Below are 12,325 nucleotides of genomic sequence, written 5' to 3'. Positions count from 1 at the left end.
GTTTGGCTAGTTCTCGGGTTTGGTGAAGGTGAGGGTGTGTTTGCGGTTCGCCTCGACCGCGCCGCGGGTGAACGCCCACGGCAGCGTCTCGCCGCGCACCCACAGTTTCGTCTGGTCGGTGTAGTTCGACATGAACGCGTGGCCGGAGACACCGGTCAGGTTGATCCAGCGCGACTTGTCGAAGTCGGCCAGGTCGACCACCATCCGCATCGACGGCGTCGCGGTCACCGCGTACCCCTCCGACGCGTCCCACGCGGTCGCGTTGACCAGTGAGGACCCGCCACCCAGCTCGTACGGGCCGCGGTTGAACAGCTTGTCCACCACGCCGATCCCCGACTTGCCGAGTGTCTGGTTGGTCAGCGTCAGCTTGTGCAATCGGCCCCACTGCCAGCCGGAGGGGTCGCGGGCCATCTTGGTGGTGATCTCCGCGCGGGCGTTGACGAGCGCCTCGCGGAGGATGTCGTCGCGACTTTCCCGCTGGGTGGTACCGAGGTTGTCCCACCACGTGCTGTTCGGCTGCGTGACCAACTTCCGCATCACCTCGAACCAGCGCGACCCGCCGTCCGGCCAGGTCTCCTTCGGCAGCTGGTCGTGGAAGGTGAGCTCGAGCAGGTTGCGCCAGACCACGTTGAAGTACGCCGCCGGCGCGGAGTCGGCCGGCTGGGTGAAGTCCCAGTTCCGCAGCGTGTCCTGGCCCTGCCGGTCGAACTCGTCGTTGATCTGGACGTGCAGCAGGTACGGGACGATCGCCTCGGCGTTGCGGTTCTTGGTGTCGAGCTGGATCGAGGCCATCGCGTTCGCGTCCAGCTTGCCCGCGGCGCGGATCCGCTCGAGGATCTGCTGTGACCGGTAGCCGTAGTCCCAGTTGTCGGTCAGGTGGAACGGGTAGGTCTTCGGCACAACCGCCTGGTTCGCCGTCACGATGATGCCGTCGTCCGGGTCGGCCTCGGTAGGCATCGCCTCGAAGGGGATGTAGCCCGTCCAGCGGTAGCGCGAGTCCCAGCCTGGGGCCGGCCAGTCGCCATTACCGCGGTTGCGGATCGGCACCTGGCCGGGCGCCTGATAACCGATGTGGCCCTCGCGGTCGGCGTACACGAGGTTCTGCGACGGCACCTCGAACTGGGCGGCGGCGGCCCGGAAGGCCTTCCAGTCCTGCGCCCGGTTGATCGCGAACAGCGCGTCGGCGGTCTTGCCCGGGGTCAGGGCGGTCCACTGCAGGGCGATGCCGTACGCCTCGGGGTTCTTCAGCCGTTCGCCCGCCAGCTTGCCGGCGTCGCGCGCGTCGTCGGAGATGTCGGAGACGATCGGGCCGTGCCGGGACTCCCGGACGACGATCGTCTCCTCCTCGTCCTGGCCGGCGACCTTGAACTTCTCCTCGCGCTTGACCAGCGGGCGGATCTTGTTGTCGAAGACGACGGCGTCCGGGCCGCTGAACTTCTCCAGGTAGAGGTCCATCACGTCCGGGTCGAGGTTGGTGAACCCCCAGGAGATCGCGCCGTTGTGGCCGATCACCACACCGGGCAGGCCGGAGAAGCTGAAGCCGGACACGTCGTACGGGCAGCGGGTGCCGACGTTGTTGCAGTGCAGGCCGACCTGGGTCCAGATCCCCGGCATCGTGGCGCCGAGGTGCGGGTCGTTGGCCAGCAGCGGCTTGCCGGTCGTGGTGTGTTCACCGGACACGACCCAGGAGTTCGAGCCGATCCCGTCGCCGCGGCCGAGCAGCTGCGGCAGTCCCTTCGCCACCTTGTCGACGCTGTCGAGCGACTTGAGCAGATCCGTAGTCAGCATCGCGCGCCGCGCCTCGGAGTCGACCGGGGCGGTGGTGAACGTGCCGCCCTTGGTCATCGCGGCGGTCGGGACGATCGGCTCGTTGCGGTCATACGGGTAGGGCGGGTAGAGGCTCTCGATATTGGTGGCCGGATACTTCGCCGCGAGCTTGGTCCGGGCGATCTCGTCGTTCATGTTGCCGCCGAGATCCCACGCCATCGCCTTCAGCCAGGCAAGCGAGTCGGCCGCTGTCCACGGCTCGGGACGGTAGTCCGGCCCATTGAGCTTCTTCAGCGACAGTACGGCGTACTCGAGGCTGAGGCCGGAGCCCGCGTGCGTGGCCAGGTAGGCGTTGACGCCGCGGGCGTAGTCGTCGAGGTACTGCCGGGTGGCCGGTGTGAGCAGGCCGAGCTCCTTCTCCGCGACCCGGCGCCAGCCCAGCGTGCGGACGAACTTGTCGGTCTCCAGCGCGTCCTTGCCGAACAGCTCGGCCAGCCGGCCGGAGGTGACGTGACGGCGGAAGTCCATCTCGAAGAAGCGGTCCTGAGCGTGCACGTACCCCTGCGCAGCGAACAGATCACCCGGCTTGTCGGCGTAGATCTGCGGGATGCCATTGCCGTCGCGGACCACCTCCACGTCCGCGTCCAGACCGGTCAGTTCGACCGTCCCGTCGTAGCTAGGGAAGGAATGGCGGACGACGAAGATGCCGGTCCCGGCCACCACCAGAAGCAAGGTGGCGATCGCGATTCCGGACACAATGATGACTCGCAGCAGGCGACGCACGGACCAAACTTAGAGAATGCGGCCGCCCACCCCAAATGCCGCTCCCCTGGACTGTGGACAACCACTCACATAATCGGCACCGTTCGCGTTCCACAGGCATGATCACCGAGCTTGAGTTCGTCCCGGTCCCGGCCGGCGACCTGGACCGGATCCGCTGCAACGGCCACGACGACCACGGCAACCCGCTGGTCGCCATGACCTCCGGAGCCGGCGCACCCTTGCGCTGCTGCCTGAGGCTGTCCCGTGGCGGCGAGCAGATCGCCCTCATCTCCTACCGTCCCTCAGAGCTGGGCGGCCCGTACGCCGAGACCGGGCCGGTCTTCGTCCACCGCGAGGCGTGCCCGGGCTTCACCGGCTCGTCCTTCCCCGCCGACTTCACCGACCGTCGGGCCGTACTGCGCCCGTACGACGCTGCCGGGCAGATGCTGGACGGGGTGCTGGCCGAGCCTGGTGAGAGCGAAGGAGAGCTCAAACGGCTCTTCGACGACCCTGCCGTCGCGCTGGTCCACGTCCGCAACGTGATCGCCGGCTGCTGGAACTTCTCGGTCCGGCGGAAAGCGGCCTAGACCGGCCGGCTCGGGGCCCGGAGTTGGAATACTTCGGGCCCGTGGCGCATTATTAGCAGTCGAGGAGTACGAGTGCCAGCGGACTGAAGGGGAATCACGTGCCGACGTACCAGTACCAGTGCACCGAGTGTGGTAACTCGCTCGAGGTCCGCCAGAGCTTCACCGATGACGCCCTGACGGTCTGCCCCGCGTGCGAGGGCACCTTGCGCAAGGTCTTCAACGCCGTCGGCGTGGTCTTCAAGGGCTCGGGCTTCTACCGCACCGACAGCCGCTCGTCGAACAGCAGCACGGTGTCGGCCAAGAGCGAGTCGTCGTCCTCCTCGGAGTCGTCCTCGTCCACCGCGGCGAAGTCGGATTCCGCGAAGTCCTCGGCCGGCTCGTCGTCGGGTTCGTCCTCGGCCGGCTCCTCGGGGTCGTCGTCGAGCAGCACGACCAGCGCCGCCTGAACTTTCCCGGATTCCCTTGTGGACAACGGGGGAACGGCGCTCGAAGGCTCGTACCTTCTCTGGCATGAGCCGACCAATTCTTCGTCATCTGCTGAAAGCCGTTCGCCGGCACCGCCGTCTCCTCGCGGGGGTGTCCGCTGCGGCAGCCGTGTACTGCGGCCTGACCGCCCTATCCCCGCCACCACCGCCCACCGTGGCCGTGCTGGCGGCGGCGCGCGACCTGTCTGGCGGCTCACCTCCGGCCGCGCGTGACCTCCGTACCGTGCGACTACCGACCGGGGTCGTGCCCGCCGGCGCGCTCCGTCCCGGTAGCGATCTGACGCGTCGCGTCCTGGCGGGACCGGTGCGCTCCGGTGAGCCACTCACCGACGCCCGCTTCCTCACGCCTGCCGCACTACCACCCGGCCAGTTCGCCTACCCCGTGCGCATCGACGACGCCGACCTCACCAGCCTCCTCCAGGTCGGCGACCAAATAGACCTGTACGCCGCTACGAGCACCCCCGGCGATGCCGCGACTCCGCTTGCCGACGGGGTGCGTGTGCTCGCACTACCCGCTGCCCGCGCGTCGACCACTGGAGCGTCCGGCGCCTTGGTCGTCATCGCAGCCGGTCGGGAGGTCATCGCCAGGATCGCCCAGGCCAGCGCCAACGCCCGGATCAGTTTCGCGCTGACTCCGGACACGAGCTGATCACCTGTCGGACACATCCGATAGCGATCGGTGACGTCGCGGCGCGCTTGCTCGCCATCCACCGGGCTGGGTCCTACTTTTGCGAGGTCAATCAGTCGAGGGTCCGCCCGGGCCCACATCCGTGGAGGCAACGCACCATGTTCGAGGGCTTCAAAAAGTTTCTGATGCGAGGCAACGTCCTCGATCTGGCCATCGCGGTGGTTATCGGCACGGCCTTCGCCACCGTGGTGAAGACCGTGGTCGACAACCTGGTCTCCCCGCTGATCGCCTCCCTCGGTGGCAGCAACGTGGACGGGCTGGCGTTCCACATCGTCAAGGGCAACGAAGCCTCGAAGGTCGACCTCGCCGCGATCATCAACGCCTTCGTGGTGTTCTTCCTGACCGCAGCGGTCGTGTACTTCGTCCTCGTCGTCCCGATGAAGAAGATCCAGGACCGCCGCGCCGCCCGGGCCGACACTCCCGAGGAAGACCCCGAGCCGCTCACCATGGACCAGGAACTCCTGATCGAGATCCGCGACGCCCTCCGCACCCGCCAGCAGTAACCCACCTGTTCGGGCACGGCCAGGCCTTCCCGTTACGACCAGACCTTCCCGGTACGACCCTTCCCGATACGACCAGGCCTTCCCGGCGCGACCAGCGTTTCTCGGCGCGCCAAGGGCTTTCCCGGTGCAGCCAGGCTTTCCCGGTGCAGCCAGGCTTTGCCGGTGCGACTAGGGAGTTGTTGGGTAGCGGAGCCAGGTGTAGTTGATCGGCTGGGGTTCGTTCCATTCGACGGCGAGGGCTTCGTCGACGGGGACGAAACCGACGCGCAGGTAGGTGCGGATGGCCGGTTCGTTGTCGGGACGGACACGCAGGAAGACATCGGCGTAACCGGAAGACAGTGCCGGTGCGAGCAGGGCACGGACGAACTCGGTGCCGATGCCCTTGCCGCGCAACTCGGGCGCGACGATGATCCGGGCGAGCTCGACCTCGTCCTCCTCGTCGTCGAGCCAGAGTTCGCCGTACGCGACCGGGGTTTCGCCGTCGAAGTACAGATAGGCCCGGATGTCGTCGGCGACCGTGCGCCAACTTGTCAGAAGGTCACCCGGAAACGGGTACTCCTCCCGCCCGGTCAGCAACGCCACTTCCTGCGCCGACCTCGCCCACCCGGCAACAGTCGCCGTGTACTCACTCGCAAACGACCGCAACTCCACCCGAACTCCTCTTCACTCACCAGCGACGCCACCGCATCGCCACCCCGCAACCACAGGTCAGCGCCCGCACCCGAGCCAACCACCAAGGACAACGGCAGCGTCAGTTGCCAGCTCCTTCGACGACGCCGGCCAGCGTCGCGACGAGGTCCTCTGCGTGCTGCGGGAAGTGGGGGCTAGGGGGCTCCGGACACCCGGGCAGTTCCACGCTTCCGGGGATCAACTCCAGCAGAGCATCGACCGTCTTCCCGTTGGTGGAACGGATTCTCCGGCACCGACGGAACGACGGCCACCGGAATATCCAGTAGAGCAAGCTCGTCGTCCCTGACTCCCCGCAAAGTCTCCGCGCTCAACAGCCCGTCGACTACATCCGCCGACGCACCTTGGGCGAGCAGACCCGCCCGCGTGCGCTCATCCACCACCGGATCCCCGCCCGTCGCAGGCCAAGCCAGCACGAGCCCCCTCAACCAACTGCGGATAGGCAAGCGCCAGCCGCACAGCCACCGGACAACCATTGGAGGTGCCGACCTTGGCGACTCGGTCACCAGGAAGCAACTTGCTCAGCGCCGCGACTTCCGCGCTCCAGCTATCAGCCTTAGGCGGACGATCGGGCGCAAACACCGTCAGCCCGCGCGCCTCCAGCCCGGCGACGACCCCCGGAGTACGCCAGAAGCGCTCCGCGTCCATCGAGTCCCACAACCCACCGTGAATCAGAAAGACCGTACTCATCGGGTCACAAACTCACCCAGCGGTCAGCGGGCTCAGTGGTGCGGAGGGACCTCGCGGAGGATGCGTTCGTCGTCGTCGCTGGTGTCGTTCTCGCCCCAGGTGCGGGCGTCGTCGTCCCGCGTCTGGTCCGGCAGCAGCGGCTCGTCGTCTTCGTACGGGCTCGTCATGCCTCCAGGCTACCGACTGCAAGAGAGGGTCCCGCGCCGGCTCCTGCGTTGTCGACCGCTCGTCGGAGCAGCCATCCACTCGGGCGATCCGGCCGAGCGACGGCGCGAAGTCGCGATCCGGGTGCTCAGCCCCGCTGTGGATCAGTCCTGGCCTGGGATCCGGGGCAGGTTCTTCTGCTGCGCTTCCAGTTGAGCCTGCTGCTCCCCCGGCTGCACCTGCGGCGCTGTTGCCGCCTGGACGAGTGGTGCGATGCCGGGCTCCTGCTGCCAGCGCTCGCCGAGCACACACCACGCGGTGAGCACGGACAGTGTCGGTAGCGCCAGGCCGCCGAGGCGCAACGGTTCGGCGTTCTGGAAGCCGAACGTCACCGTCCAGTTGGCCGGATCGGGATAGAACTCCTGGACCGCGTTGTAGTAGAAGCTCAACCAGCCCCGGGCCGGCAGGTGGCACATCAGCCGGTAGTTGGTCGCGATCAGCGGGACTTCCTGCAGGTCGCGCCACAGCACCTGGGTGTTCCGCCGGGCGGCCGCCTTCCGGCTCGCGTTGACCGCCGCGTTCGCCGCCATCATGCCGAGCACCATGCCCGGCTTGCCGATGAACAGCCCGCCGCTGGTGGTGTACGCGCCACTTCCGGCGTACAGGCGGGCGTAGTGCGCGGAGGACTGCAGGTAGGCGATCTCCCCTTGTTCCAGGACGATTCCGAACAACGTGAGCGGTTGCGGGGTGTTGCCCGCGATCAGCCAGCGGGCCCAGTCCTGACCCAGCTGCCATTCCTCGCGTTCGCGGCGAGCGAGCTCCGCCGCGTCCTTCCTCTTGCCCACGTCCGTCCTCCCAGTCGGGTACGCCGGTCCTCAGGTCACTCCGGTTGCCGCCAGATCATCCCATTGCCGCGGCCCGAACAGGTCGCACGCATTACAGAACTGCCACTTTTGGCACTCGATCCGCCTCGTGACCAGATAGACGCGCCGCCGTGACAGTTCTGCCACGACCAGTGAGATCCTCCTCGACCATGATGGTCTCCTTGCCCAACCCGGAAGGACCGAGTCGTGAGTGCATCAAGGACACGGGGCCTCATCGGGGCGACGCTCGTCGTGACAGTTCTCGGATTCACCGCCGCCTGCGGTGACGAGAGCCCAAGCGGCGCCGGCGCCCAGCCCAGCCAGACGCCGACCACCCCCGGCACAACGCCCACCCCCACCGCCACACCCAGCGGCAAACCGAGCATGGAATGCCCAGAGACCATCACTGCGATCCGTACCGCCGTCAACAAGGCTGTCTGGGGGAAGGGGACCGCCAAGTCCCTGTTCCAGCCGGTCAGCGTGACGATCTGCCAGTTCGAGCCGGACGCGACCGGCCAGGACTACGCCAGCGTCACCACCCAGCGCACCGCCAAACAGGCCACTGACCTGTTCGCCCTGGTGAACAGCGCGCCGCCGGTGGCGAAGAAGCCGGCCATGTGCACCAAGGAACTGGGCCCGACCTATGTTCTGCGGTTCACCGACAACGACCGCGGCGTGCTCTCGTTCACTGCTGAAGCGTTCGGTTGCCGCCAACTGGTGGCGACCTCGTTCGAAGGACAGGGCAAACCCGGCGAGCTCCCCGCGCCGCGGCAAGTCACCCCCGAGCTGATCAAGGCGCTCGGCCTACGCTGACCCTGCCCCGGACGCGCCCCCCGAAGCCGTCCGAGCCAGGGTCCCCCCACCCGCCTTGCGACACGCCCCCAGGGCCCCGCAAGGCGGGTGGCTAGGCCCACAACTACGCGGTGAGCTCCAGCCCCACACTCAAGCCGGGCCCCAGCTCCATCTCCCCCACCCTCGCGCCCACCGCCTGTCTCCCGCACCCAGTGGTGCTGGCGCCTGCCGCCTCCACGGCGCACCACGGTCCACGCATGAGCTGACCCTGGCCAATTCACGGCCCGTCCGGCCTCGCGACAAGCGCTCCCGCTAGCCGCACCTCGCCCCAGCCCACCCCGGCCTCGCCTTACCTAGGTCACCCCGTCGAGCCAGCCGCTGCCTCCTGCTGCACCCGCTTGGTCGACCCCTCGGGAACTTGCACCCACCCCGCCTCACCGCCGCCAGCGTGGTTCTCAGCCACCTGCTGATGGTTTGCCGAGCGCGGCCCACGTACCGGCGTACGGGCGGGTGAGATGGAACTGTGTGTGAATGTTTGCAGCACCCTGGGTAGCACAGTGCGTCTAATAGGTGTGAGGTGTTGTACGCCCAGCTGGGGAGTTGCGAGTGGAGTTCGAGGAGTACGCGTCCGCGCGCGGGCAGGAACTGGTGCGCCTCGGTTTCACCGTCTCCGGCGACTACCAGCGTGCCGAGGACCTGGCCCAGATCGCGCTGATGCAAGCGTTCCGGTCCTGGCGCAAGGTGCAGAAAGCCGACGACCCCCACCACTACGTACGCCGGATCCTGATCAACTCCTACCTGTCGATGACCCGCCGCCGGTCCTTCACCGAGGCTCCGGCGGCCGACCTCAGCACCGATCGCACGGTGCCGGATCCGGCCACCGACATCGTGAACTCCGACGACCTCTGGCGAGCCCTCGCCACGCTGTCGGCGCGGGAAAGGGTCGTCCTGGTACTGCGCTACTACCAGGACCTGGACGACCGCACGATCGCCGACCTGCTCGGCATCAAACCGTCCTCGGTGCGCGCGACCGCGAGCAGAGCCCTCGCCGCGCTCCGCAAGACGAGGCAGTCCCACCGTGTTGATGAGAGGTTGTCGTGAGCAAGACAGAGCTAGAGGAAGAACTGCGCGCCACGTTCGAACGCGCCGCAGCTTCCGTCCCGCCGGCCGCTGACCTGGCCGGCCGAGCCACCAGCGACGCGCACCACGCGCAGCGGCGTACCTGGCTTATCTCCGGTACTGCGGCCGCCGCGGTCGCGGTCATCGCAGTCGTCGGCTTCAGCCTGCACGACTCCTCGCAGCCGACCCCAGACGCGGCCGCGAGCAACCCACCGACTGCCGGCTCACCCACTCAGGCCCCTGCGGCGAACGCCCAGACAGTAACCGGTAGCTGGCGTCCACAGCGGCTCGCCGGCTTCACCAGCCTCAAGGCCGGGCGCCCCGAGGACCCGATCATCACCTTCAAGGCTGACGGCACCTGGGTCGGCTCCGACGGCTGCAACGCCCTCAGCGGTACGTATGCGATCGGGCAGCGCGGCGAGTTCACCAGCCAGTCGAACGGCCAGCGCCTGATCGGCTGCGACAACGTGCCGCACACGGCCGTACTGGCGGCGGCCAAACGGATCACCGCCGACACCACGAGCCTGGCTTTCTACGCGGCCGACGGGCGTGAAGTTGCGAGATACGCTCGCGCAGGGTAGTCGAATTTGCTTGCGTACGGTGATCGACTCTTGACTATGTGCAGTCCCTGACCGGACGATTGCGGAGGCCGTCCACCGATTGGGGAGCTTTAGTGCGACTCTCAGCTACTGTCCCGCTGCTCGCCCTTTGCTCCGTGTCACTGGTGACAGCCTCGGTGGCGGCCCTGCCGTCGACGGCCGCGCCGGGGACTGCAACAGCCACCACAAGAGCCGCCGTATGCAACCACGCGAACCCCACGGCGTCCTCCTCGAACGCAGCCCGGCTGGCCCAACCGGTCTCCGCCAGCGACCCGAGGCCGCTCGGCCAGGCGATCGGCGAGGGCGTGACGACCGCAGTACGGTCGATCGAGCCGCTTGACGCGACTGGGCGTCCCACGTCGGGGCTGCCGTACGGGCTCAGCCAGGGCATCGTCGGCGTACTGGGGTCGGCCGAGACCGGTTACAAGGTTGTCATCGACGACTCGGTGGCTGACGAGAAGAAGTACCAAGCCGCGGTCTCCAAGAACGTGCCGGCCGTTGGCCTGAAGATGCTGGGTTTAGAGCGCAGCTGCCGCTCCGCCCGCTCCATCGCCGACGCCTGGAACCAGGTCGGCGCCCGCTCGTGGGCCGATGCCGCGAAGAGCACGTACACCGTAGACCTGGATCCGGCGTCCGAGGAGATCGTGGTCGAGTACGACAAGGCCACCACGTCCGCCGCAGCGGTCGAGGCCCTGCAGTCGTTGGACGGCGTACGGGCCGTCGCCGGGTCAGCACAGCGGACCAGCCGGTTGAGCGACACCGCGAACGGCGGCCACTGGGGCGGCGCGCGGATCTCATCAGCAACCAAGAACTGCACGGCCGGCTTCTCGGTCATCAAGCGTTCCACGGGTCAGCGCGGCTCGGTCACGGCCGGCCACTGCGGCGGCAAGGGCACGTCTTGGCGCTCCGGGAGCAACTACTACGGCACCACGACGGTCCGGACGAACTACCCCGACTACGACCAGGCCCTGGTGACCGGCAGTTCGTACGGCTCCAAGATCTGGACCGACGGCCCCGGCGACACAGTGGACACCCGCACGGTGAAGAGCGCAGGCGACCCAGCCATCGGCGCATCGGTCTGCCAGTCCGGCTCCTTCAGTACGTCGCTGTGCGGCATCACCGTGAAGTCGCTCAGCGCGAAGTACTGCGATCCCGACGGCTGCACGACGTACGTCATCCGGGCCACCCGCGGCACCTCCGTAGTCATCATCGGCGGCGACTCCGGCGGCCCCCTGTACACCCGTTCCGGCTCCACCACCGCCACCATCCGAGGCATCACCTTCGCCGGCGCCGGCTGCACAGCCTCCCGCTGCACCACCCTGTACGCCGAACGCTACGCCTCCATAGCCGGCCACCTAGGCGTCACCGCAATCACCGGCTGACGTCCGCTACGCTTACCCCGGTCACATCGTGCGCCCCCGTAGCTCAGGGGATAGAGCGTCGGTTTCCTAAACCGTGCGTCGCAGGTTCGAATCCTGCCGGGGGCACCCACCAACTCGTACTACGTACAACCCACTGGTCGAGTTCTTCTCGGACACCTCGGCCCGCATCGGTCTGCTTGAGCCTGGCCTCGCAACCTACTCGGCGGCCTCTGCCGACGACAGTCATCGGGCCACGCGGATCAACGAGGAGTCGAGCGCCTCTCCCGCAGGTGATGCAACGATTGGGCATGACAGCAACATCCCAGATGAGTTCGATGATTCCCGCATCCACCCTGGTTACCGCCGAACGGCATGTGCTCTACCGCTTCGCACAGGCGGAACGGGAGGCGTAGATGACTGGGGTAGAGATCTGGGATCACATCAACGCCACCCTGGACGCGATCAAGTGGCCAGCTGTCGTCGCACTCGCCGGTTGGTTTCTACGGCGTGAACTAGCCGGCCTCGTCCGCAGGTTGTGGAAGATCGAGGCAGGTGGTGCGCGGGTCGAATTTGACGCCAAACAAGAGACACTGATGCTCGGCGCGGAGATCAGTGAGAGTGGCCAGCGCGTGATCGACAGCGCCATCGGTGGCGCGATCCGGGTTACGAGCTACGAAGGAGGGCTTGTCGACGGCGCAGTTACTGTCGACGAAGCTGAACTGGACGGCGGGCGCCCTGCCATCGGCTCTGCGCCAAGACCGGCGAGCGGTGAAGAGGCTCCTGCCAGCGGCGAGCAGCGGCCAGATCTTGGGAAGCTGCGAGATGATCTAGGCAGCCTTATCGAGGCATCGTTCCAGGCTGGCTTCATTGCCGCCATCGATGCCGAGTCTGCAAAAGGCATCCCCTCACCGAGTGTTCATTGGGTCGGTGCTGAGCCTCGAATCACCGGCTGGACGTTTGAGACGGGGAATTCGGCCTTTCGCGAACGACTCGGCAACCGCATGCGTCGAGCCCGCGAGAACGCGGGTATCACGCGCGGAGATGCCGGATGGACGATCCGAGCTTCGGAGTCGAAGATCAGCCGCATGGAGCTCGGCAGGACTCCCTTTAGGGAGCGGGACGTCGAAGACCTGCTCACTCTCTACGGCGTAACGGAAGATTCCGAGCGGGCGGAGCTCCTTCAACTGGCGCGAGTGGCAAGTGCTTTCGGTCGCTAGTAGAGGCCTCGGCTAGGCGAAGCGATGCCATCGGGCCCAAACTTCGGGACCGACTGTTAGC

At 67.3% G+C, this 12,325-nt stretch carries 14 protein-coding genes and 1 tRNA gene; 10 read left to right on the top strand and 5 right to left on the bottom strand.

What is annotated here, in order from left to right; all coding sequences use genetic code 11:
* Positions 1-6: 6 nt before the first annotated feature.
* Complete coding sequence (locus AB0F51_RS32315) at positions 7-2,550, bottom strand: penicillin acylase family protein (RefSeq protein ID WP_360285954.1); 2,544 nt, start codon at positions 2,548-2,550, stop codon at positions 7-9.
* A gap of 98 nt (positions 2,551-2,648) precedes the next feature.
* On the opposite strand from AB0F51_RS32315, the gene AB0F51_RS32310 reads away from it, so the two are divergent.
* From AB0F51_RS32310 to mscL, 4 genes are all read left to right on the top strand, one after another.
* Positions 2,649-3,116 carry a DUF1203 domain-containing protein gene (locus AB0F51_RS32310; RefSeq protein WP_360285953.1) on the top strand — a complete coding sequence of 156 codons (468 nt, stop codon included), beginning with the start codon at positions 2,649-2,651 and terminating at the stop codon, positions 3,114-3,116.
* Positions 3,117-3,214: 98 nt separating this feature from the next.
* Positions 3,215-3,562 (top strand): FmdB family zinc ribbon protein, encoded by a 348-nt coding sequence (locus AB0F51_RS32305; RefSeq protein ID WP_360285951.1) that lies wholly within the window; start codon positions 3,215-3,217, stop codon positions 3,560-3,562.
* A gap of 64 nt (positions 3,563-3,626) precedes the next feature.
* Positions 3,627-4,250, top strand: coding sequence for an RcpC/CpaB family pilus assembly protein (locus AB0F51_RS32300; protein ID WP_360285949.1), 624 nt, complete (start codon positions 3,627-3,629; stop codon positions 4,248-4,250).
* 137 nt (positions 4,251-4,387) lie between these two features.
* Positions 4,388-4,792, top strand: a complete 405-nt coding sequence (gene mscL / locus AB0F51_RS32295) for a large conductance mechanosensitive channel protein MscL (RefSeq protein WP_360285948.1) — start codon at positions 4,388-4,390, stop codon at positions 4,790-4,792.
* A 168-nt stretch (positions 4,793-4,960) separates the two neighbouring features.
* Here the strand turns inward: mscL and AB0F51_RS32290 are convergent, their stop codons facing one another.
* The 4 genes from AB0F51_RS32290 to AB0F51_RS32275 form a co-directional block, all read right to left on the bottom strand.
* A complete protein-coding gene (locus tag AB0F51_RS32290; protein WP_360285947.1) occupies positions 4,961-5,443 on the bottom strand; it encodes a GNAT family N-acetyltransferase in 483 nt (160 codons plus the stop codon).
* A 408-nt stretch (positions 5,444-5,851) separates the two neighbouring features.
* Entirely contained in the window at positions 5,852-6,169 is a 318-nt protein-coding gene (locus AB0F51_RS32285; RefSeq protein WP_360285946.1) for a hypothetical protein, read from the bottom strand.
* Between the two features lie 32 nt (positions 6,170-6,201).
* Positions 6,202-6,336 carry a hypothetical protein gene (locus AB0F51_RS32280; protein WP_360285945.1) on the bottom strand — a complete coding sequence of 45 codons (135 nt, stop codon included), beginning with the start codon at positions 6,334-6,336 and terminating at the stop codon, positions 6,202-6,204.
* Positions 6,337-6,477: 141 nt separating this feature from the next.
* Positions 6,478-7,158: a hypothetical protein gene (locus tag AB0F51_RS32275; protein WP_360285944.1), complete on the bottom strand. Its 681-nt coding sequence runs from the start codon at positions 7,156-7,158 to the stop codon at positions 6,478-6,480.
* A 225-nt stretch (positions 7,159-7,383) separates the two neighbouring features.
* On the opposite strand from AB0F51_RS32275, the gene AB0F51_RS32270 reads away from it, so the two are divergent.
* The 6 genes from AB0F51_RS32270 to AB0F51_RS32245 all read left to right on the top strand — a co-directional run bounded on the left by AB0F51_RS32270 (position 7,384) and on the right by AB0F51_RS32245 (position 12,264).
* Complete coding sequence (locus AB0F51_RS32270) at positions 7,384-7,989, top strand: hypothetical protein (protein WP_360285943.1); 606 nt, start codon at positions 7,384-7,386, stop codon at positions 7,987-7,989.
* 585 nt (positions 7,990-8,574) lie between these two features.
* Positions 8,575-9,069, top strand: a complete 495-nt coding sequence (locus AB0F51_RS32265; RefSeq protein ID WP_360285942.1) for a SigE family RNA polymerase sigma factor — start codon at positions 8,575-8,577, stop codon at positions 9,067-9,069.
* A complete protein-coding gene (locus AB0F51_RS32260) occupies positions 9,066-9,668 on the top strand; it encodes an META domain-containing protein (RefSeq protein WP_360285940.1) in 603 nt (200 codons plus the stop codon). Before AB0F51_RS32265 ends, AB0F51_RS32260 begins: the two co-directional genes overlap by 4 nt.
* A 143-nt stretch (positions 9,669-9,811) precedes the next feature.
* On the top strand, positions 9,812-11,068 hold the full coding sequence (locus tag AB0F51_RS32255) for a S1 family peptidase (protein ID WP_360285938.1): 1,257 nt from the start codon (positions 9,812-9,814) through the stop codon (positions 11,066-11,068).
* Positions 11,069-11,100: 32 nt separating this feature from the next.
* Positions 11,101-11,173, top strand: a tRNA-Arg gene (locus AB0F51_RS32250).
* A 287-nt stretch (positions 11,174-11,460) separates the two neighbouring features.
* Complete coding sequence (locus tag AB0F51_RS32245) at positions 11,461-12,264, top strand: helix-turn-helix transcriptional regulator (RefSeq protein ID WP_360285937.1); 804 nt, start codon at positions 11,461-11,463, stop codon at positions 12,262-12,264.
* Positions 12,265-12,325: the final 61 nt, after the last annotated feature.

Origin of the sequence: Kribbella sp. NPDC023855 (assembly GCF_040639475.1) — a bacterium.
Lineage (GTDB): Bacteria > Actinomycetota > Actinomycetes > Propionibacteriales > Kribbellaceae > Kribbella.
Note: the sequence above shows the minus strand (reverse complement) of the source record. Positions and strands in the feature narration are given on the sequence as shown.

What these genes read in the sequence shown, in the direction of transcription:
- mscL (WP_360285948.1), top strand. Translation starts at nt 4,388, where the DNA reads ATGTTCGAGGGCTTCAAAAAGTTTCTGATGCGAGGCAACGTCCTCGAT.
- AB0F51_RS32300 (WP_360285949.1), top strand. Translation starts at nt 3,627, where the DNA reads ATGAGCCGACCAATTCTTCGTCATCTGCTGAAAGCCGTTCGCCGGCAC.
- AB0F51_RS32280 (WP_360285945.1), bottom strand. Translation starts at nt 6,336, where the DNA reads ATGACGAGCCCGTACGAAGACGACGAGCCGCTGCTGCCGGACCAGACG.
- AB0F51_RS32310 (WP_360285953.1), top strand. Translation starts at nt 2,649, where the DNA reads ATGATCACCGAGCTTGAGTTCGTCCCGGTCCCGGCCGGCGACCTGGAC.
- AB0F51_RS32285 (WP_360285946.1), bottom strand. Translation starts at nt 6,169, where the DNA reads ATGAGTACGGTCTTTCTGATTCACGGTGGGTTGTGGGACTCGATGGAC.
- AB0F51_RS32245 (WP_360285937.1), top strand. Translation starts at nt 11,461, where the DNA reads ATGACTGGGGTAGAGATCTGGGATCACATCAACGCCACCCTGGACGCG.